This window comes from Staphylococcus sp. AtDRG32, from assembly GCF_004365845.1.
Taxonomy (GTDB): domain Bacteria; phylum Bacillota; class Bacilli; order Staphylococcales; family Staphylococcaceae; genus Staphylococcus; species Staphylococcus hominis.
Window position 1 is genome coordinate 68,916 of record NZ_SODE01000005.1, and the last position, 21,358, is coordinate 90,273.

Genomic DNA, 21,358 nt, shown 5'->3' on the forward strand with positions numbered 1-21,358 from the left:
ATTATCAATATCGTTGTAGGCTTTTGAAAAGTCTCTCATCTTAACGTTTTAACGTTTATAAATTGCATCACGTAATTCTTTCATCCCCTCATCTATACGAGGTCCTGGTCGTGAAATTTCGTCACCATTGACTGTTTCCACACGTTCATTTTTTACTGCGTTGACTTCAGAGAAACCATCACGTTCTTTAATCACTTCATAATATTCTTCTTTTGAAATACCTTCAGTTGAAATTAAAATATCAGGATTTTTTCTAATAATACTTTCTTTATCTACTGCTTTCCATCCACTAACATTTGAAAATACATTTTTTGTATCTAGTTTTTCTATCATATCATTGAAAAAGGTTTCTTTTCCTGCTGTATATATTTCAGGTTTTGAAGACACTTCTATAAAAACGCTCTGTTTTTTATGATGTGCTGGAATTGATTCAATTACTTTTTGAACATTATCTTTTGTTTCTTTGACTAACTGTTTCGCCTCTTTTTCATGATGCGTCACTTTACCTACTTGCTCAAATGAATCGTAGACTTGATTTAAAGACTGAGCGTCTTTAACATATACTACCTTCACACCACTATCAGCTAAACTATCAAGTGTTTTTTTAGCAGATGATTTTTGAGATTCATGAGCTAAAATCAAATCAGGTTTAGCTTTTAAAAGTGCTTCTTTATTTAAGTTCATTGCATCAAATTGTTGCTTGCCTTTTTTCACGTTTTTTGGATAATCATCAACTGTTGATACACCTATAATATTTTTTCCAAGACCAAGTCTATATAATATTTCAGTATTACTTGGAATCAAAGATATAATACGATGATATGTATGAGTATTATCATTGTGATCCATTGTTTCTTGCTCAGTTGAGTGCGTAGAATGATGTCCTTTTTCACTCGATTGGTTTTGTCCACACGCTGCTAAAACTAATACTAATGTAAATAAAATAATCCACAGCTTCTTATTGTTCATTTATAAACCATACCTTCCTTTCACAATTTTGTTTATTTCATATATTTATCATACCAAATTATTTATATCATTAATTTAATTCTATAAATTTTTATTGTGTAATTTTATATTATTGGTTAAACTTAATGATTTAATTCTATTTCAAAATAAAAAAAGAAGGAAACAGATTTCAAAATACATTCTGTATCCTTACTTTTTTCATACTATACAGTAGCTATTTTAGGATTTGGGCCATACTTATTTGTCCCCTCATCACTATCTTTTAGTGTAAATGCAAAAGTGATCACAAGAATAATAAGTAAGACTAAAGACATAGCTGCCACCATAATTCCTAATTCAAGCGCAATCATTCCGTTGAAAACACCATCAACTGAAATACCGTATGTTCGATCTACAATACTTGAAATTTTTCTAATTAAAGTAAATATTAAAATAATAAGAGGCAGAACCAATGTGTGCCCTGTATCATGTAAACGACGCACCGTCATCGTAAACGTTCCTATAAAAATAATGATATCAATGATTTCATACACAATATCAAAAAATGTATGCCCTCCATTTAACCCCAAAGTAATGATATTAAAAAGTAAACTAATGATCACTAAAATAATACAATTAGCTAAAATAGCAAACCAATAATGACGTCTTCTAGTTCGACTTTTTACATTAAAATAATTTTGCCAAAATAATTTGAATGCTTCTATCATGTTTAAGCTCCTTTTATTCATCAGATATATTATACATATATCATCACATATTATAGAACTTAAAAACATCTTTTATTAAATATCATTTCGAATCGCATCAGCAATATACTGATTTAAATTATCGTGTCGTTTGTTATTAATTGTTTTAGCAAATCGCTCATCATTCTCATAAATCGAGGCAATATATTCTAAAAATTGTTCATCTACGTTAGGTACTTGTGTCTGAAGAATATCTTTTAGTTCAGAAATAGCTTGTTTAACCTGTATATGATTTGTTTTATAGTTTGCAATGAATAATTCATTCATTTTATCAAAGAATGAATGTAACCTCTCCATTGTTCTCTTATTATTTTGTTGTTTTTCTGTAGAATTCAATTGTTTTTGATTCTCTTTAAAAGCTTGATAATAAGGAGTATGACTATATTTCATTTCAGCTTCTTTCTCATATTGATGTTGTATATTATCATTATTCCATTTACTCATATTAATCTCCTCTTTTCTATGATTAACGAGATGATGATTAAGAAAATGAATCATTTTGTTTAATTGATCTCTTTGTGCAACAATACACTGATAATTATTTTCTAATATTATATTTTTCTCTTCTATACTGTTACTAAAATAAAGTTGAATATCTGCTAATGATAAATTCAGTTCTCTTAGAAATTGAATGGTCTGTAATTTAGAGATATCCTTAGAAGAATAATAGCGATAACCATTAGATGCAATATAAGTTGGCACAAGCAACTCAATTTCATGGTAATAATGAAGTGTGCGTTTAGTTACTTCGGTAATATGACTCACGTCATTGGGTGTAAAGTATACCTGATTTTCCATTCTGACATCCTGCCTTTTTCTTAATCTATTTGATTCACTTCTCTTTTCATCTCTCTATAAAAGAGACTAAGCTATGACGTCACGTTAAGGTCAATCCATATTTGTAAAATATGGATCTAAGAAATGATATCTTTGTTCAATGGAGCCATTAAAATAATTTTTCCCAAAATTATCTAGTAAAGCATGAAAATCATTTGCATCTTGATTTGTAAAGTTTGAAGGTAATTCAACATGTCTTTTTAATTTATCGTAATTCTCAGTATTGGCATAACCGAGTTTTCTATATAACCGACGTGTATAATGATCAGGAATAAATTCAACCCTCTCAAAAATGTAGACTAGCAATACATCTGCTGTTTCACTTCCAATACCATGTAGTTTAAGTAATTCATTTCTTAAATGTTCTCCATATACTTCATTAATTTTGCAATAATCAAACTGATATTGATTTAACCAGTTGAATAATGTAGAAATTGCTTTTGCTTTATTGTTATAGAAACCACTAGAGCGGATTAATATTTTTAGTTCTTCTATCGGCAGATCTAATATGTTTTGAGGTTCAAAATGGGTTGCTTCTTTCAGCCGTCTAAGAGAAAGTGCAGCATTATTCCAGTTTGTATTTTGAACTAATATAGCACCTAATATAATCTCTTCACGTGTATCTGCTGGCCACCATCCTTGAGGCCCCATATGTTTTAATAATGCTTTGTAAAGTTGTTCTGTAGTCATCATTGACATCTTTTTACCTTTCTATAAAAAATAAACACCTTCACAAATAAGTATTCGTAAAGGTGCGTTTAACTTAAAATTATTTATATTACATTGATTCTGGTGCTGATACACCCACTAATGCTAATGCATTGTGTAATGTAATTTTAACAGCTTCAATAAGAGCAACATGTGCTTTTGTTTTTTCAATATCATCAGATAATACCTTTTCAGCATTATAGAATTTATGGAATGCTGAAGCTAGGTCTTGAATATAATTAGTTAATCGATGTGGTGCACGACTTTCAGCAGCACTCTCAATTGTAGGCTCAAACTCTGCTACTTTCTTCAATAAATCAATCGCTTTTTCATTTGTAATGGTGCTAAAATCAGCGTTTTTGTCTATTTCAATACCTTTTTCTTTAGCTTGTTTTAAAATCGAACAAATACGTGCATGTGCATATTGTGCATAATAAATTGGATTATCTTGAGATTGCTCTTTTGCAAGTTCCAAATCAAAATCAAAGTGCGAATCAGGACTACGCATTGTTAAGAAATAGCGCGCCGCATCAATACCTACTTCATCCATAATTTCACGTAACGTAATTGCATTACCTGTACGTTTACTCATTTTAACTTCTTCGCCATTTTGCATTAAACGAACCATTTGCATAATTTGAATTTCTAAACGATCGCTATCTACACCAAATGTTTCTAAACTTGCTTTTAAACGATTAATATAACCATGATGATCTGCACCCATTAAATCAATTAAAATATCATTGCCACGATTAATTTTATTGTAGTGATACGCTGTATCAGGTGTAAAGTACGTATAGTTACCATCTTTTTTGATTAGTACTCTATCTTTATCATCCTTAAAGTCTGACGTACGTAACCAAGTGGCACCATCTGCTTCATACGTATAGCCTAACTCATGCATTTTTTCTAATGTATTATCAATCGCACCATTTTCGTATAGTGATGTTTCACTAAACCAATTATCAAAATGAACATTGAAATCTGATAAATCTTTTTTCAATTTATCCATTTCATAATCAACACCCAGTTGTCTAAATGTTTTTAAGCGTTCTTCATCAGAGTAATCTTTCATTTCCGGATGTTTTTTGGCTAAGTCTTTACCAATTTCGACAATGTCTTTACCATTATAGCCATCTGTTGGCATTTCATGGCTTGTATCCCCTAATGCCTCAAAGAAACGTGTTTCAATTGAACGTGCTAAATTTGTAATTTGATTACCAGCATCATTAATATAATATTCACGTGTTACATCGTAACCAGCTGCAATTAAAATATTTGCTAGTGAATCACCTACAGCAGCATTTCGAGCATGTCCAATATGTAAGTCACCAGTTGGATTTGCTGATACATATTCTAATAATATTTTTTTGTTTTTTGGTTCTTCCGCATAACCAAATTTATCCCCTTTTTGAATTGCTTCTGAGATGACAGCTGTTAAATATTGATTATCTAAATAGAAGTTGATAAATCCTGGACCAGCGATATCTACTTGTTTTACGTTTGCTTTACTTGTATCTAAATTGTCTACAATAGCTTGAGCAATATCGCGTGGATTACGTTTAGCAATTTTAGTTAAGACCATTGCAATATTAGTAGAATAGTCTCCATTTTTAGTATCTTTAGGGATTTCAACTTTAATTTCAGGAATATCTTCTGCTAGATTTGCTTTTTTAATACTTGCTTCAATTTCTTGTATTAAAGTTTTCTTTACTTTTTCAATAATATTCATTCGCCTATCTCCTTATACTTAATTTCATATTGATATGAGCCCATTTTTTCGTCATTTTGATGTAATTCGTATTGTATTTTTAATTTTCCACCATTTTCATTTACAAAATGTAAAATACTCTTAGTTCTTACTATTAATGGAATGCGTCCTGCTGGTATAGTGTAAAGTGTTGTAGTGTCCTTACCTTCAACGAAGTGTAAGTTCATATTGATATCACCTTTACGTATCAACTTCACGCCATTGTCTTCAATTTTAATTGTTACACTAACAACTGCACTTTCAATTTGTTCTTGATATCGAATATAATCGGCATGTTTTTGTTGCCATGATCCTTGAGAAGAAAATTCAAATGTTTGTGTTTCTCCATTTTGTTTTAAGACTTGTTTCGTTTGAATGTGTATATTCTTATCCAACGTCTGACTCACCTTAATCTTTAAAATATTACACCACATTATAGCATAAATCCTATAGTGCTTGAAGTTAACAAAATTCTATCAACATTAGTTAAATAGTTATCATAACAACGTCAGTAAAACAAAAGTCATTTTGCGTTCATTGTCCCATTTAAGTCCTTTCCCCAACTTACGTTACCTGTTGACTTTCTCTTTGAAAGTCTTTGTGTTGGGGCCCTGCTACAATTAAAAAATCTTGATATCCTGTGTTTTTAATTTAATTATCTACTTCTATGTAATGAAAAAGAGTCTAAGATGCTTATGTTTTAAGTCTCAGACTCTATTTTTCCAAGCTATTATGTTTTGAATGTCACCATTAGTATCATGGTATTACTTTTTTCTTTCTAATATGTCTGCTTTTGATTCAAGTTCAACAATATCATAATGATATTTTTCTAAAAGTGTTCTATATTTATAGAAGAAAATGATGCCGAAACCGATTGATGATACAAATAATAAGATATTTTTCATTTGCTGTCCTCTTTACTCCATAAATTAGATATAATCTTTTAAATAATTATATCATTAAATAACATTTCTTAATAACTAAATTAGATTAACTGTACCTTATTTCCCAGAAATAAATACTTTTGCTTCATTATCTTCTCCGCACCTATGAAATAAAACCTTTATATATTTTTTTATTAATATATTAGAATTTAATTACCATTCGACCTGTAATAGTTCCTTTTTCCATTTCTTCAAAAATATCATTTATTTCTTCTAATTCACGTGTTTGAACTTTAGGTATAACCTTACCTTCAGCAGCAAATTGAAATGCTTCTTTTAAGTCTTGTCGTGTTCCCACTAAAGAACCTACCACTTCGATACCATCGAGAACTAAACGAGGAATTTCTAAATCCATTTTTTCAACAGGTAAACCAACCGCTACAACACGCGCGCCAGCTTTAACAACATCTACTGCTTGATTAAATGGCGTTTTAGCTACAGCTGTAATTACTGTTGCATCAAGTCCTTTTTCATCAGTTAATTTATTAACTTCTTCAACAGTATCTTGATTTTTTGTGTTAACAACTGCATCTGCACCTAGTTCTTTCGCAAAATTTAATTTATCGTCACTAATATCAAAAGCAACCACTTTAGCGTTGAATACATTTTTCGCATATTGTAATGCTAAGTTACCTAAACCACCAATACCGAATATCCCAATCCATTGACCTGGTTGAATTTGACTTACTTTAACTGCTTTATATGTGGTTACGCCTGCACATGTAATTGAAGACGCTGCTGCTGGATCTAAAGTTTCAGGTACTTTAACTGCATAGTCTGCTGTAACAATTACTTGTTCCGCCATCGCACCATCAACTGTATAACCTGCATTTTTCACATTACGACATAAAGTTTCACGGCCTGCTGTGCAATATTCACAATGACCACAGCTTTCAAATAACCAAGCAATAGAAACGCGATCACCTACTTTTAAAGATGTCACATCATCTGCTATTTTGATTACACGTCCAATACCCTCATGTCCTAAAGTTCGACCTGTTACATCTCCGAAATCTGCATTTTTAACGTGTAAATCTGTGTGACATACACCACAATACTCTGTTTGAACTAAAGCTTCACCTGGTTCTAAGTTACGTAATTCTTTGTTTTCCACATTTACTTTATGATTATGCGTTACTACTGCTGCTTTCATGGCAAATCACTCCTTATTCAATATAATTACAACCTAATTTCATTATATGTAAATTCTTACAAAAATGGAAATATTTTACTTTTTTTATGATTAATTATTTAATTACTTATATTTCTATTAATTTCCTTTAATTAAAAAACGAGCATTAAATATGCTATACTTTTAATTGTAATAAACATATAATTTACTATTTATCATCATGACTTATTGGAGGGGAAAACTGTGAAAACACATGTTTTATATGGGAAATCCGAAGTTGAAGTCGAAGTGCCAGATGATAGTACAGTCATAGAACCACAAAATATCGAGGCCCTTGAAGATTATACTTCAGCAATTCAAAATGTCTTAAGACATCCTACTGGCTCAAAACCATTAAAAGAATTAGTAAATAAGGATGATATTGTTTCAATAGTCATAAGCGATATTACACGTCCAACACCTAACCATATACTGGTCCCCCTACTCATTGAAGAATTAAATCACGTTCCTCGTGAAAATTTCGTCATTATTAATGGCACAGGAACACATCGTGATCAAACACGTGATGAATTAATTCAAATGTTAGGAGAAGATATCGTTGATTCTGTTAAAATCGTTCAGAATCACTGCAATGAAAAAGAAAATCTTACTAAAGTTGGACACAGTAAATATGGTTGCGATGCTTACTTAAATAAAGACTATGTAGCATCTGATTTTAAAATTGTTACTGGCTTTATCGAACCTCACTTCTTTGCAGGTTTTTCTGGTGGACCTAAAGGAATCATGCCTGGCATCGCTGGTCTTGAAACCATTCAAACATTTCATAATGCAAAAATGATTGGTGATCCAAGATCGACTTGGGGAAACCTAGAAGATAATCCTGTTCAAGATATGGCACGTGAAGTTAATAACATGTGTAAACCAAACTTTATGTTAAATGTCGCTTTAAATAAAGATAAACAAATCACTGAAGCTTTTGGTGGTGATGTATTTGAAGCTCATAAAGAAGGGTGTGCATATGTTAAAGAACATGCCATGTTTAAATGTGATGATCGCTTTGATGTTGTCATTGCTTCAAATTCTGGTTATCCACTCGATCAAAATTTATATCAAACCGTTAAAGGTATGAGTGCGGCAAGTAAAGTTGTTAAAAAAGATGGGAATATTATTATGGTTTCAGAATGCGCAGATGGTTTTCCAGACCATGGTAAATTTGCTGAAATTTTCAAAATGGCTGATACACCACAAGGTATCTTAGATTTAATTCATGATCCAAACTTTTCAGAGGTTGACCAATGGCAAGTACAAAAACAGGCAAGCATTCAAACCTTCGCAAATGTGTATGTTTACTCAGAACTTACTGACCAACAATTAAAAGATTCAATGTTAAATCCTACTTCAAATATTGAAAAAACAATTGCTGATTTAGAAGAACAGTATGGTCGTAAATTGAGTATTGGTGTAATGCCACAAGGACCCTTGACAATTCCTTATGTAGAAGATGAAGACTAATTGAAAGGATTGATAAATATGACTGAATTATTAAATAAAGAAAATACTTTAGATACATTATTAAAAGAAATGGAAAGTGTTGTTATTGCATTTTCTGGTGGCGTAGATAGTAGTTTAGTATTAAAAAAAGCCATCAATGTATTAGGTAAAGAAAATGTTAAACCCGTCGTTGTAAAATCAGAACTTTTCAGAAATGAAGAATTTAATAAAGCTATTGAATTGGGGCATGAACTAGGTATTGACGTTGTGGAAACTGAAATGGCGGAATTACAAGATGAAAATATTGTTAGAAATACACCTGAAAGTTGGTACTATAGCAAACGATTAATGTATAGCAAATTAACAGACTTTAAAGATGTACTAGGTTTCAACTATGTATTAGATGGTATGATTATGGATGATTTAGAAGATTTCCGTCCTGGTTTAAAAGCAAGAGATGAATTCAAGGTACGTAGTGTACTTCAAGAAGCTAAATTATATAAAACTGAAGTTCGTGAACTTAGTAAAAAATATGATTTACCTGTTTGGAATAAACCAGCATTGTGTAGCTTAGCTTCTCGAATCCCTTATGGCGAATCATTAAGTTTCACTAAAGTAAACAAAGTAAACGAAGCTGAAAAACATATCTTAAACTTAGGTGTCAACAATGTTCGTGTACGTTATCACCAAAATATTGCACGTATTGAAGTTTCAGAAGAAGATTTAGCTACAGTAATTAAAAATAAAGATAATATTACGTTACGTTTAAAAGAATTAGGTTTTGATTATGTAACTGTAGACTTAGAAGGTTACCGCACAGGTAGTATGAACGAAGTCATTGATACAAAAAATACTAAATTAGTATAAGGACGTACACTTATGAGTAATAATCAACATTTTATTGAAAATCTGCTCGAAGGTGTAAAATCAAACCAAATATCAATTGATGAAGCTAAAGCCCAACTTAGTCATTACGACGAATTGGGCTTTGCTAAAATTGATTTACATAGAGCAAAGCGTCAAGGTTTTCCAGAAGTTATCTTTGGACAAGGTAAAACAAAAGAACAAATTGATACCATTATAACTAGTTTATCTCGTCATCACCATGTAATTCTTATTACACGTATTAATGAAGAAAAAGCAAATTATGTATTAGAAAAACATCCGCATTTAGAATATTATCCTGAAGCTCGCATTGTTTGTACTCCAATTGCCTCGGTTCAAAAATCAAAATATTATATTTCTGTGCTTTGTGCCGGAACTTCAGACTTACCGGTTTCTGAAGAAGCAGCTATTACTGCGGAACTTATGGGCATTACTGTAAAACGTTACTATGATGTTGGTGTTTCGGGGATACATCGTTTGTTTGAACATATTCATGAAATTCGACAAGGTAAAGTAAGTATAGTCATTGCTGGAATGGAAGGTGCACTTGCAAGCGTGGTAGGCGGACTCGTAGACCATCCCGTTTACGCTGTTCCTACCAGTGTAGGTTATGGCGCTAACTTTAATGGTGTCACTACTCTTTTATCTATGGTAAATAGCTGTGCACCAGGTACCAGTGTGTTAAATATTGATAATGGATTTGGCGCAGGGTACAATGCCGCAATGATTATGAATATGTTAGAAAAAAATGAGGATGAGAGAAATATATGAGTAATGCATTATACTTAGATTGTCATGCAGGTATTGCTGGAGACATGCTCCTATCTGCGTTGGTAGACTTAGGTGTTTCACCAAACGAAATAGAACATGAACTTAAAAAATTACCTATTGATAATTTTAAGTTAAATTTTAAAAAAGAAATGAAACAAGGTATTCATGCAATGACTTTATCCATTGATTTTCATGAGTCACATCACCATCGAACAGCATCTGATATATTTAAAATGATTGATGAAAGTGATTTAGATGACAGAGTAAAAATGAGAAGTATGTCTATTTTTGAAACGATTGGTCATGCAGAGGCAAAAATTCATGGCATGTCTATTAAAAACGTTCATTTTCATGAAGTCGGTGCCATGGATTCTATCATTGACATCGTTGGAGGGTGTATCGCTTTAGAATTACTTAATATCGATCATTTGTACTGTTCACCCATTCCTACTGGAAATGGGAAAATTAAAATAGCTCATGGTATATATCCAGTACCGGCACCTGCCACAGCAGAAATTTTAAAAGGTATACCATTAGCAAACTTTGACGTTCACAGCGAACTGACTACACCGACAGGTGCAGCAATTGCTAAAAGTTTAGTGACAGAATTCGGCCCTTTTCCAGCTGCTACAATGCATCATATCGGATACGGCGCAGGGACTAAAAATTTTGATTTTCCAAATGTAATTAGAGCGATTCAATTTACAAATAATGAGACAAGTTATGATCAAGTACAAGTGTTAGAATGTCAAATTGATGATATGACACCAGAAATGTTAGGTCATTTTATGGATACTGCATTACAAAACGATGTATTAGACATATACTATTCCCCTATTATTATGAAAAAAAATCGTCCAGCTACTCAGTTAACTATTATTTGTAAAGTTGAAGATAAATTGCGTATTGAAGATATGATATTAAAACATACATCCTCACTTGGCGTACGTAGTTATAAAGTGAATCGTCGAATTTTAGATAGAACATTTCGTGATATTCAAACGCCATATGGAAATGTTTCAATTAAACTTTCTTTAAAAAATGGAAAAATTTTTAAAATAAAGCCTGAATATGAAGATTTAAGAGTTATTAGTAAACAAACTGAACAATCTTTTCAACAGATTTATCATAATGTAATGAAATCAGTTTATCAGTTTTATAATATTGGAGATACTTTAGAAAAATAAAAACTCGAGATACTCAGTCATTGAATATGCACTGCTGAGTGTCTCGAGTTTTTTCTAATCAAATGCCTTAAATAACGCCTCGTTTGAGTTATTCCACATCGTTTCATTATGGGATATTAAAAAATCTTTTAATACTTTTTTATTTTCTTCACCAATTTGATCAATAATAACTTGATGTTTCATAGACTTATCCATCATATTGACATGTTCTGGCATACTCTTATAACCTCGACGAATACTTTTATTTACAAGTAAATAACATGCAGTGACGCCCGCGTAATAAGGACCATTTTCACCACGTTCAGTAGTCACCCAACATAACCAATATTCCTTAGCCTCTGGACCTTCCACTGATTCTTTATCAGTAATCCACTTTACGCCTTTTTCTACTTCCGCACGTGCATGCATACCGCCAATATCAACAAATGCTTCTTTATTTGCAACATCGATAAATACAGGTGCAATATTATCTAAACTAATCGCTCCTATATTTGTACCTTTATGACCATCTAGAGGATCATTTTTTATAATATTAAATTTAAACCCTTTATTTTCTGCCACGATGATTCCTCCAATACTTCTTTACCTTTTCACACTCGCTATTAAATAATAGCGTATATTATCATCAAATATTTAATTTAATTCATTCAATAAATTAATAATTGAACCTTTCACTTCCGAATCTTTAATATTAAGAATCATTTCTTTAGGATAGTATAGTTTATAGTCTTCTCGATTAATCCCAGTAATGCTTGAAATGACTAACGATTGGCTACTAATTTCTTTAATACTACCATTTCGTCGTAACAAATGGATAGGTTGTCGATTAGAACCAGGTCGATCATAATCATATGGTAAATCCGAAAAAGCTTCACTAACAAAATAATATTCCGGGTCAATGCCACCTTCAATAAATAAATCCTGTAATTCAGTAATTGTAATAATCGAACCATCAAATGGAATATACTTAAAGAGATCACGATTAATAAATCGACGCGCTAAATCACTTAAAATCTCATCTTCTTCATGTATCCATTTCTTTAAATAAAATAATACCGTTACTTCATCTAATTCTACATACTGATCAATTGTAATCGTACCTTCAAAAAATGGAATAAATTCTTTTGGATACATTTTAAATTGATAGTCTTCCTTATAAAGCTGTTTGACTCGCTTAAGACAATTATTTAATAGTACTTCTCCACCACGACTTACGGGATGAAAATAGATTTGCCAATACATTTGGTAACGACTCATAATAAAATTTTCTACAGCATGCATACCACTTTCTTTAATAAGTACTTCATCTTTTGATGGTCTCATTAATCGAAGTATACGCTCCATATCAAATGTACCATAAGATACACCGGTGAAATAAGCATCACGTTGCAAATAGTCCATACGATCAGCATCAATTTGAGATGAAATCATGGAAATGACTAATTTATTTTTATGCGTTTTATTAATAACATCGGCTACTTCCTGAGGAAAGGTCTCAGACACTTTACTTAATACTTCGTTAACCTCAGTATTTCCAGTAATAATTTCTTGGGTAAACGCTTCGTGATCCGTATTAAATATCTTCTCAAAACTATGTGAGAACGGCCCATGACCCAAATCATGTAATAAAGCTGCACATAAAGCAAGGGGGCGATCTTTATTATTCCATGCTTCACGCCCAACAAATGATTCATCAATCATACGTCTTACAATTTCATAGACTCCTAAAGAGTGTCCAAAACGACTGTGTTCTGCAGTATGAAAGGCAAGGTATAATGTACCTAATTGCTTAATACGACGCAAGCGCTGAAATTCTTTAGTTTTAATTAAATCCCATATCAGTTGATCTTTAACATGAACATACTTATGAATTGGATCTTTAAATACTTTTTCTTCAGCTAATTTTTTAGTTACATAAGATGATTGTGTCAAATTCATCCTCCTCTTTCATACTTGCTTTCATCAGTAGTAATATGAATTTAAGTTAATTAATTCTTATAATACTTTCTTCATTAACGCTAAATCTAATTGTTCACCATACATTTCTGGTTGATATGAACGAATTATTTCGAAACCATGATGTTGATAATAATGAATAGCTTCTTTGTTCTTATTATCCACTTCTAAAAAGACCGTATCATATTCATTTTCAAATTCTTGTAATCCTTTTTCAAGTAAACTTGTGCCATAACCTTTATGTTGTACACCTGGATGAACATAATGGGCAGCTAAGTACAATTCTTTACCATAGATAAAGTTAGCAAATCCTACAATTTCATTATTTTCTTCAACAACTAAAAAAAGTTGATCTTCTAATCGCTTTTTTAAATGGTGTTCATTATACGAAGCTGCTAATAATTCATTGATTGTTGATACTGCATAAATATTTAAATAGGTATTATACCAAGCTTTTGTAGCTACATCTCTTATTGCTATAACGTCATTAGTTGTCGCTTTTCTAATTGTATACATGCTTCATTCTCCTGACATTTCATTATAATTTAATAACAAAATTATATCATAGTATATTAATAAACGCTTTCACTCAACTTTAAGATGCATCTTATTAAGACAGTACTGCATTCCATTCCTGTGCTCTTTCTAGAGCATATACATCTTTCATAACATCTCCAGGTCTTTCTGCTGTACCAATAATATAACCATTTAGTTTTGCTCCAAGAAAATCTAAACTATATTCTAATTGTTTAATGCAAGGTTTCGCTTTTACTTTCGGACAATCTCCCCCAACTAAGATTAATCTAAAATCAATGTTAGACATTTTAGTTTTAAAATCCTGATATTTAGGATCGATTAATGATTCTGACCAATGATCGATAAATGCCTTTAAAGATGCTGACACACTATACCAATACACAGGTGATGCAAAAATAACTGTATCACTTTCAAGCACTTGGTCAATAATCAATTGATAATCATCTATGTATGACTCAATTTGCTTTGGTTCATGTCTATAATCTCTTACAGGTTTAAAATGATATTGTGTTAAATCAATCCAATTATATTGTTTTTCTTCTAGAGCATATTGTGTTAATTGAGCAGTATTTCCTTGTGGACGACTTCCACCAAATAATACAGTAATCATATATCTTACCTCTTTTTTAGTTTATATTATTAATGTGTTTTTTCTATTTACTTATTATGTACCCCATCTTTTTACTTTTATTTATAATAAAAACTCCTACACCTATATAAACGGTGTAGGAGTCATTATTACTTTTATTTAAAATACTTTATTCAATTGGGAATAAATTATCTATTTTCTTAATTTCTTCTTCAGTCAGTTCAATATTTGCTGCTTCAATGTTTTCTACAACTTGATCAGCACGTTTCGCACCAGGAATAACAACATCAAGTGATGGACGTGTTAAATAGAATGCTAATACAATATTAGCAATACTTGTATTATGAGTTTCAGCAATACTTGATAATTCTTTTACTCGACGTACGTTATCATTGAACACTTCTGGTTGGAAATCACGACGAGTTGCACGATGATCATCAAAAGTTTGATTTTCTTCATACTTACCAGCTAAAATACCAGAAGCTAATGGGAAGTATGGTACAAACGTAATATCATTTTCAGCTGCGTATTTCATTACTTCTTCATTTTCACGATGTAGTAAATTATATTCTAATTGAACAACATCCACATATCCGTCTTTATTCGCCTCTTTAAGTTGATCTAACGTAAAGTTTGAAACACCTATTGCTTTAATTTTTCCTTCTTTTTTAAGTTCTTGTAATGCTGCCACAGCTTCATCTTTTGGTGTATCCTCATCAGGAAAATGAATGTAATACAAGTCAATATAATCCACTTGCAAGCGTTCTAAGCTCTCTTCAACTTGTTGTTTTAAATAATCAGGTTGGTTATTTTGAACAACATCGCCATTATCTTTAATAACATGTGAACCTTTAGTTGCAATTTGAACTTTTTCACGAGGATATTCCTTTACAACTTCTCCTACAAGTTCTTCTGAGCGTTTAGGTCCATAAATAAACGCAGTATCAATTAAAGTAATACCATTATCAATAGCTTTTCTAACGACATCTTTCCCTTGCTCTTCATCTAAATTGGGATATAAATTATGTCCTCCGACTGCATTTGCGCCTAATGCAACTGGAAATACATGAACATCAGATTTTCCTAATTGTACAAATTCTGCCATGATATTCACAACTCCTTAAACTATAGTTTCTGTTTATAGTTTACCCGATTAGTGATGATAAATTCATTCAATAGTGTTTAAAACATTAAATTTGACATATTCTTTATTTTATATTTAAATGTAACTAATAAAGTTACACTTAGGAGGTGAATCATTTGAATTTAGAATTTAACATTGCCGTTCACGTACTTAGTTTTTTAGTAAAACACGACAACCAACAATTCAGTAGTCAAACTTTAGCAAAATTAACCTGCCTCAATCCAGTTCAATTACGTAGAGTGACTACTGTTTTAAATCAATATCAGTTTATTAAGACTTCCCGTGGTAAAAATGGTGGATATAGTGCAAATCATTCAACTGCTAGCATTAAGCTATCAGTACTATATCGTATATTTGTGCTCGAAAAAGACAGCCAACAGCGTATTTTCACAGGTCATGAGCAGAGCGATTGTGAAATATCAAGAAACATAGCAAAGACCATGTCACACTATAATCAAAAAGAACATCGTGTTATTTTAAATTTTTATGATACCCTCACTATTAATGATGTAATTAATGATACACTTCAGGAGGATACAACATATGACACATTATAATTTAATCGTTATTGGTTTTGGTAAAGCCGGAAAAACACTTGCCAAATATGCATCATCACAAGGAGAACAGGTTGCTTTAATTGAACAGTTTAAAGAAAGCTATGGCGGCACATGCATAAATCATGGCTGTATTCCCTCTAAAGTGCTTGTTAATGATGGTATTAAACATGTCGATTTTTCAACTGCCTTTTCAAGAAAAAAAGAAGTAGTCAAAGCATTAAATCAAAAAAACTATTTAAACTTAGAAAATGATGAAAATATTACCGTGTTAAACTTTAAAGCACAATTTAAATCTAATACAGAAGTAGAATTAATTGATGAAAAAGGTAAGTTAGTTCAAACACTGACAGCAGATAAAATTTTAATTAATACAGGTGCAAAATCTAATATTCCTAATATTAAAGGTATAGACTTAGCACAAAATGTATATGATTCAAAAGGACTATTAAATATTTCTTATCAACCTAAAGAATTAGTAATTATTGGTGGAGGATATATTGCATTAGAATTTGCCTCAATGTTTCAAAGCTTTGGTACAAACGTAACTGTATTAGAATATAATAAACAATTTATGGCTAGAGAAGATCAAGAAATAGTCACACACATAATTAATGATTTTAAAGATAAAGGCGTACGTTTAATTACTAATGTTGAAACAAAAGCATTAAAAAATGAAGGTGATTTGACAACGGTTGAAACTTCACAAGGAAACTTTACTGGTGATGCAATCTTACTTGCTACAGGACGTGTACCAAATACAGATTTAGCTTTAGACAATACAGATATTGAGTTAGGCACTCACGGAGAAATAAAAGTAAACAACCATCTACAAACCTCTGTATCACATATTTATGCTGCCGGAGATGTAAAAGGTGGATTACAATTCACTTATATTTCTTTAGATGACTTTAGAATCTTGAAATCTGAATTATTCGGTGATCGTTCACGACACACTGAAAATCGTGGTATGATCCCTTATACAGTATTTATCGACCCACCGCTTTCTCGTGTCGGTATGACCGCTTCAGAAGCACAAAAATTAAATTATAATTACGTTGAAAACACTTTATTTATTAATACTTTACCAAAACACAAAATTAATAACGATGGTCGCGGTCTTTTCAAAGTTGTAATCAATAAAGATAATAATGAAATATTAGGTGCTACTTTATATGGTAAAGGTTCTGAAGAAATTATTAATTTAATTAAACTTGCTATCGATCAACATATTCCTTATCAAGTATTACGCGATAATATTTATACTCATCCAACAATAGCTGAATCATTTAATGACTTATTTAATATTTAATTAAAAAAAAAAAGCTCGTAAACCCAATTTTTAATGAGTTTACGAGCTTCTTTATCATCGATATAGATTATTTACTTGCTTTACGCTTTGCTAATTTTTCTTTTAATTTTCTATCTTGTTCTTCTTTACGACGCTTACGTTCTTCATTACGTTTTCTCAAACGTTCTTCTTCTTCAGGATCACGTGGTTTTTTTAATTGTGCAGTGACTTTTTCCATAAGTTCATCTTCAGTCAATGCAGCAAGTGGGCGATTATTAACAAAAGCAAATGTCTTACGACGACCTGGACCACAGTATGACTGACAGCCTATTTCAATTTCAGCATCAGGATCTAATTTTTCTAATTTTTTCTTTAATGATTTTAAGTTAACTGCCTGACATTCGTCACAAATCAAAAATTTATTCTTCACTTCGCTACCCACCTTTACATTATTTTCACTCATATTTACTTCCATTCATGTATTACAACTCTAATTATTTTACTCTTTTTAATTAAAAATTCAAGCACTAAAAAAGATTTGCTATAAATAAAAAGCAAGACATATATTTCTTAATAAAATGTCTCGCTTCATCATAATAGTAGTCTTATTGTCCATGATATATTTTAAATCTCAAAGGTTTAATGCCTTCTTTTTCCCATACTTCATAAATAGAGGGCTTATCAACTTTATTATCGATAATTGTAATACCACAATCTCCTCCACCAGCGCCAGAAGTTTTTGCTGCCCCGCCAAAACGTTCACCAATATCACATAATAATTTTAATTTTTTTGTTTCAATATCAACCGTAGCCTCTTTATCCATTTGCTGAATAATACTACGATTTTGACGAATCATTTTTTGTACACCTTTTATATTATTCGTTTTAAAAGCATAGATTAAATTTTCAACACACGTATTTGATTGTTCAAGAAACTTACCATAAAAAATAGGATCAGATTTCAAACGCTTGACTTCACTTACTAAGTGAGGCGACGAAGCAGGAGAACCGGTCCATCCTATGAGGACTTCCATATTTTCAGGCGCTTGTAAAGGTTCTATATGAAGACCAGGCCAGTTTTTTTCTAATACTTCTTCTACAGAGGTTTCTTTCATTTGTTGTTTTACCCATTCGTGATCAAACGTACTATAGGCAAGCCATCCACTATAAACACTAACAGCAATATCTCCGCATGAACTTAAACTTTGTAATCTCATATTTGAAATAACCGCGAGCTTATAAATATAAAGATTGGATAACTCCATTTCATAAAATTCATTTAGAACCTTAATCACAGATACTAAAACTGCAGCACTAGAACCTAAACCATACTTTTGTCCTGATGCATCTGCAAGATTACTATCAATAGTAAGATGAAAATGTTTTAATTTTATATTACAACTTTTCGCATACTGCTCAAACACTTCAATAGCAGTGACTACATATTTGAGTTGATTGGCTGCATGTACATCTGATATTTCTATTTTATCTTCATTACGATTAAATGTGACAGGTTCATAGTGTAATGTTTTAGAATGAATCGTACCTGTAATTTCATTTGAAGCTTCAATAGCAGCCGTGACAAAACGATCTACTGCAATTAACACTGATTTATATCCCGGCTCGGTTACAGCATATTCGCCCGCTATATACAGTTTTCCTGGCGCTTTTGCCTGAATCATTATATCTCTTCCCTACTTAATTATTTCGACTCCTGCATGTGTAATATCACTTGTTATAATTTGATCTTTATTAAATACTTCTAAAAATTGATTCACAATCGCTTGTTGATGTTTCTTTTCTATTAGAACTTTTACATTTGGTCCTGCATCCATAGTAAAATAACAAGATAATCCTGCTTCTCTACATTCATGTACAATTCTCATAGCTTCGTAGCTTTCCGGCACAAGATATGTAAATGGTGGCTGTGCACCTAAATTTGTTGCGTGCATTCTCAAACCGTTTGCCTCAATCACTTCACCCATTCGTTTAAAATCTTTTTGGGCAATCGCTTGTTTTGTGACTTTTAAATCTTCCTCTACATGATCTAACCAGTATTGATAAAAACGTGAGGTATCACGAGTTAAAGACATACCTGAACGACTTGATACTTTCTTTGATTTATTGTTAATAACTACAAAAATCATAGCTAAGTCATTCTCGAAGCCATCTGACTCAATTTGATGGGCGTAAGACGTTTTATCATCATAACCTTTTTCCCATTCAGCAAAACCACCATAAATACTTCTTGATGCTGATCCAGAACCACGACGAGCAAGGCGAGATAAATCTTTATCTGATAGGTTTAAATCAAGCGCTTCATTGCAAGCACCAGCTAAAGCTGCATATGCACTAGCTGAAGAAGCTAAACCAGCAGCAGTAGGCACAAAATTATCACTTTCTATTAGTGCATACGTTGAAATACCAGCTTCTTTTCGAATCATATCCATATAACGTTGAATTTTAGCACTTTCTTTAGCATTAACAGCTTCTTTATTTAAAATAAGTTGATCTTCTGTTAATGAGTCATCAAACGTTACATGTGTTTCTGTATAGAAACGCTCTAATGTCACTGATAAACTATTATTCATAGGAATAATTAGATTTTCATCTGCTTTTCCCCAATATTTTATTAGAGCAATATTCGTATGGGCGCGTGCTTTACCACTTTTTTTCAAAGATTTATCCTCCTAACTTTTCAATCCAAGTATGTTGCGCTCCAGCTTTTTCGGCTGCTGCAACAATAGTTTTAGCAGTCACTTCTTCTTTAGTTAGAATTAACATGCTACCTCCTCGTCCACCACCAGTTAATTTACCAGCTACTGCACCATGTTGTCTTCCAATTTCGAGTAATGTTTCGATTTTATCATGACTGACTGTTAATGTTCTTAAATCGTCTTGACATTGATTAAATATATTAGCAAGCTGATCAAAGCTATGATGGTTAATTGCATCACTAGCTAAATAAACAAGAGAGCCAATATGTTCAATGACATTCATATATGACTCATCGTTATCACATAAACGATGTACATCTTCAACTGCTTGTTTTGTAGAGCCTTTAACTCCTGTATCAATAACAACCATATAGCCATCTAAATCAAGGGACTTTAAAATTTCAACTTCTCCTTTTTGATACCAAACGGGTTGATTCGTTACAATCGTTTTTGTATCAATACCACTTGGTTTACCATGAGCAATGCGTTCAGCCCAGTCTGCATTTTCTAGTAATTCTTTATCAGATAGCGGTAATTCTAAATAATCATAACTTGCTCTTATAAAAGCTACTGCTACTGCTGCACTTGAACCTAAACCTCGAGAAGGTGGTAAATTAGCTTGAATTTTAATCAACAATGGCTCTTCAACATGTTTGTTTTCTACAAAATGTGTAATAAGTGATTTTAAATGATCAGGTGCATCGTATAAAGGACCATCATAAACATCACTCTGAATTGCTGAATAATTACCTTTTTCTAAGCTTTCAATAAGCACTTTTACTTTTCCTGAAGTAAATGGAATAGCGATTGCTGGCTGGCCAAAAGTTACAGCATGCTCACCAATCAATATAATTTTTCCGTTAGATTCCCCATAGCCACGTCGTACCATGATATCTCACCTTTAATATTCTTTCTAAAATAATTTCAACATTCATTGATGTTGTTTTAAAATTGAACGTATTTATACATTTGTACATGTCATGTCACACATATGTTTATACTCATTTACTTCAAATCTTGGATTTGTGTTAATACATCAATAAATAGTATAAAACTTTGTCAAAAATAGTTCAAAACTTTGAAATATTTATATCCTAAAAAATGTTATAATCAACATAATTATGGTTAAATTATCGTTCTTAAATGAATC

Annotated in this window: 23 protein-coding genes; 6 read left to right on the forward strand and 17 right to left on the reverse strand. The window is 31.7% G+C overall.

Translation table 11 applies throughout. The features are described from left to right. Positions 1–48: 48 nt before the first annotated feature. From BDW25_RS08190 to adhP, 8 genes are all read right to left on the reverse strand, one after another. Positions 49–969, reverse strand: a complete 921-nt coding sequence (locus BDW25_RS08190; protein ID WP_002455682.1) for an ABC transporter substrate-binding protein — start codon at positions 967–969, stop codon at positions 49–51. Positions 970–1,172: 203 nt separating this feature from the next. Continuing rightward, positions 1,173–1,676 (reverse strand): DUF805 domain-containing protein, encoded by a 504-nt coding sequence (locus tag BDW25_RS08195; RefSeq protein ID WP_133945363.1) that lies wholly within the window; start codon positions 1,674–1,676, stop codon positions 1,173–1,175. 75 nt (positions 1,677–1,751) lie between these two features. Further along, positions 1,752–2,513: a MerR family transcriptional regulator gene (locus BDW25_RS08200; protein ID WP_133945365.1), complete on the reverse strand. Its 762-nt coding sequence runs from the start codon at positions 2,511–2,513 to the stop codon at positions 1,752–1,754. A 90-nt stretch (positions 2,514–2,603) separates the two neighbouring features. Then, a complete protein-coding gene (locus BDW25_RS08205; RefSeq protein ID WP_087436578.1) occupies positions 2,604–3,251 on the reverse strand; it encodes an endonuclease III domain-containing protein in 648 nt (215 codons plus the stop codon). Positions 3,252–3,330: 79 nt separating this feature from the next. Then, the gene (argS, locus tag BDW25_RS08210; protein WP_070671541.1) at positions 3,331–4,992 is read right to left on the reverse strand and encodes an arginine--tRNA ligase; all 1,662 of its coding nucleotides are present in this window, start codon (positions 4,990–4,992) and stop codon (positions 3,331–3,333) included. Continuing rightward, entirely contained in the window at positions 4,989–5,405 is a 417-nt protein-coding gene (locus BDW25_RS08215) for a YwiB family protein (protein WP_133945367.1), read from the reverse strand. The genes argS and BDW25_RS08215 overlap by 4 nt, the downstream gene beginning before the upstream one ends. A gap of 369 nt (positions 5,406–5,774) precedes the next feature. After that, positions 5,775–5,915 (reverse strand): hypothetical protein, encoded by a 141-nt coding sequence (locus BDW25_RS10905; RefSeq protein ID WP_002448878.1) that lies wholly within the window; start codon positions 5,913–5,915, stop codon positions 5,775–5,777. A gap of 181 nt (positions 5,916–6,096) precedes the next feature. Beyond that, positions 6,097–7,107: an alcohol dehydrogenase AdhP gene (gene adhP, locus BDW25_RS08220; RefSeq protein ID WP_133945369.1), complete on the reverse strand. Its 1,011-nt coding sequence runs from the start codon at positions 7,105–7,107 to the stop codon at positions 6,097–6,099. A 222-nt stretch (positions 7,108–7,329) separates the two neighbouring features. On the opposite strand from adhP, the gene larA reads away from it, so the two are divergent. The 4 genes from larA to larC are packed head-to-tail and all read left to right on the forward strand — an operon-like array spanning position 7,330 to position 11,420. Next, positions 7,330–8,598, forward strand: coding sequence for a nickel-dependent lactate racemase (gene larA, locus BDW25_RS08225; RefSeq protein ID WP_071860102.1), 1,269 nt, complete (start codon positions 7,330–7,332; stop codon positions 8,596–8,598). A gap of 18 nt (positions 8,599–8,616) precedes the next feature. Beyond that, positions 8,617–9,444, forward strand: a complete 828-nt coding sequence (gene larE, locus BDW25_RS08230; RefSeq protein ID WP_133945371.1) for an ATP-dependent sacrificial sulfur transferase LarE — start codon at positions 8,617–8,619, stop codon at positions 9,442–9,444. A gap of 12 nt (positions 9,445–9,456) precedes the next feature. After that, positions 9,457–10,233 carry a nickel pincer cofactor biosynthesis protein LarB gene (gene larB, locus BDW25_RS08235; RefSeq protein WP_002448916.1) on the forward strand — a complete coding sequence of 259 codons (777 nt, stop codon included), beginning with the start codon at positions 9,457–9,459 and terminating at the stop codon, positions 10,231–10,233. Continuing rightward, a complete protein-coding gene (gene larC, locus BDW25_RS08240; RefSeq protein WP_133945373.1) occupies positions 10,230–11,420 on the forward strand; it encodes a nickel pincer cofactor biosynthesis protein LarC in 1,191 nt (396 codons plus the stop codon). Before larB ends, larC begins: the two co-directional genes overlap by 4 nt. Positions 11,421–11,474: 54 nt before the next feature. Here larC and BDW25_RS08245 read toward each other — a convergent pair whose 3' ends face one another. The 5 genes from BDW25_RS08245 to BDW25_RS08265 form a co-directional block, all read right to left on the reverse strand. Beyond that, a complete protein-coding gene (locus tag BDW25_RS08245) occupies positions 11,475–11,981 on the reverse strand; it encodes a YwhD family protein (RefSeq protein WP_070671529.1) in 507 nt (168 codons plus the stop codon). Between the two features lie 72 nt (positions 11,982–12,053). Next, on the reverse strand, positions 12,054–13,358 hold the full coding sequence (locus BDW25_RS08250; RefSeq protein ID WP_208318183.1) for an HD domain-containing protein: 1,305 nt from the start codon (positions 13,356–13,358) through the stop codon (positions 12,054–12,056). Positions 13,359–13,415: 57 nt separating this feature from the next. Continuing rightward, positions 13,416–13,892: a GNAT family N-acetyltransferase gene (locus BDW25_RS08255; RefSeq protein ID WP_049418558.1), complete on the reverse strand. Its 477-nt coding sequence runs from the start codon at positions 13,890–13,892 to the stop codon at positions 13,416–13,418. Positions 13,893–13,986: 94 nt separating this feature from the next. Then, positions 13,987–14,523, reverse strand: a complete 537-nt coding sequence (locus tag BDW25_RS08260) for a flavodoxin family protein (RefSeq protein WP_133945377.1) — start codon at positions 14,521–14,523, stop codon at positions 13,987–13,989. Positions 14,524–14,671: 148 nt separating this feature from the next. Beyond that, on the reverse strand, positions 14,672–15,607 hold the full coding sequence (locus BDW25_RS08265) for an aldo/keto reductase (protein ID WP_133945379.1): 936 nt from the start codon (positions 15,605–15,607) through the stop codon (positions 14,672–14,674). Between the two features lie 155 nt (positions 15,608–15,762). Here BDW25_RS08265 and hypR point away from each other — a divergent pair, with 155 nt between their 5' ends. Both hypR and merA read left to right on the forward strand, forming a co-directional pair. Next, positions 15,763–16,203: a redox-sensitive transcriptional regulator HypR gene (gene hypR / locus BDW25_RS08270; RefSeq protein WP_037554505.1), complete on the forward strand. Its 441-nt coding sequence runs from the start codon at positions 15,763–15,765 to the stop codon at positions 16,201–16,203. Continuing rightward, positions 16,190–17,512: a hypothiocyanous acid reductase MerA gene (gene merA, locus BDW25_RS08275; protein ID WP_133945381.1), complete on the forward strand. Its 1,323-nt coding sequence runs from the start codon at positions 16,190–16,192 to the stop codon at positions 17,510–17,512. The genes hypR and merA overlap by 14 nt, the downstream gene beginning before the upstream one ends. A 67-nt stretch (positions 17,513–17,579) precedes the next feature. On the opposite strand, the gene BDW25_RS08280 is transcribed toward merA, so the two are convergent. From BDW25_RS08280 to mvk, 4 genes are all read right to left on the reverse strand, one after another. After that, a complete protein-coding gene (locus BDW25_RS08280) occupies positions 17,580–17,921 on the reverse strand; it encodes a YuzB family protein (protein ID WP_002455691.1) in 342 nt (113 codons plus the stop codon). Positions 17,922–18,096: 175 nt separating this feature from the next. Further along, positions 18,097–19,173, reverse strand: a complete 1,077-nt coding sequence (locus tag BDW25_RS08285) for a phosphomevalonate kinase (RefSeq protein WP_133945383.1) — start codon at positions 19,171–19,173, stop codon at positions 18,097–18,099. Positions 19,174–19,185: 12 nt separating this feature from the next. Then, positions 19,186–20,169: a diphosphomevalonate decarboxylase gene (mvaD, locus tag BDW25_RS08290; protein ID WP_133945385.1), complete on the reverse strand. Its 984-nt coding sequence runs from the start codon at positions 20,167–20,169 to the stop codon at positions 19,186–19,188. Positions 20,170–20,173: 4 nt separating this feature from the next. Next, positions 20,174–21,097 (reverse strand): mevalonate kinase, encoded by a 924-nt coding sequence (gene mvk, locus BDW25_RS08295; RefSeq protein WP_002455694.1) that lies wholly within the window; start codon positions 21,095–21,097, stop codon positions 20,174–20,176. Positions 21,098–21,358: the final 261 nt, after the last annotated feature.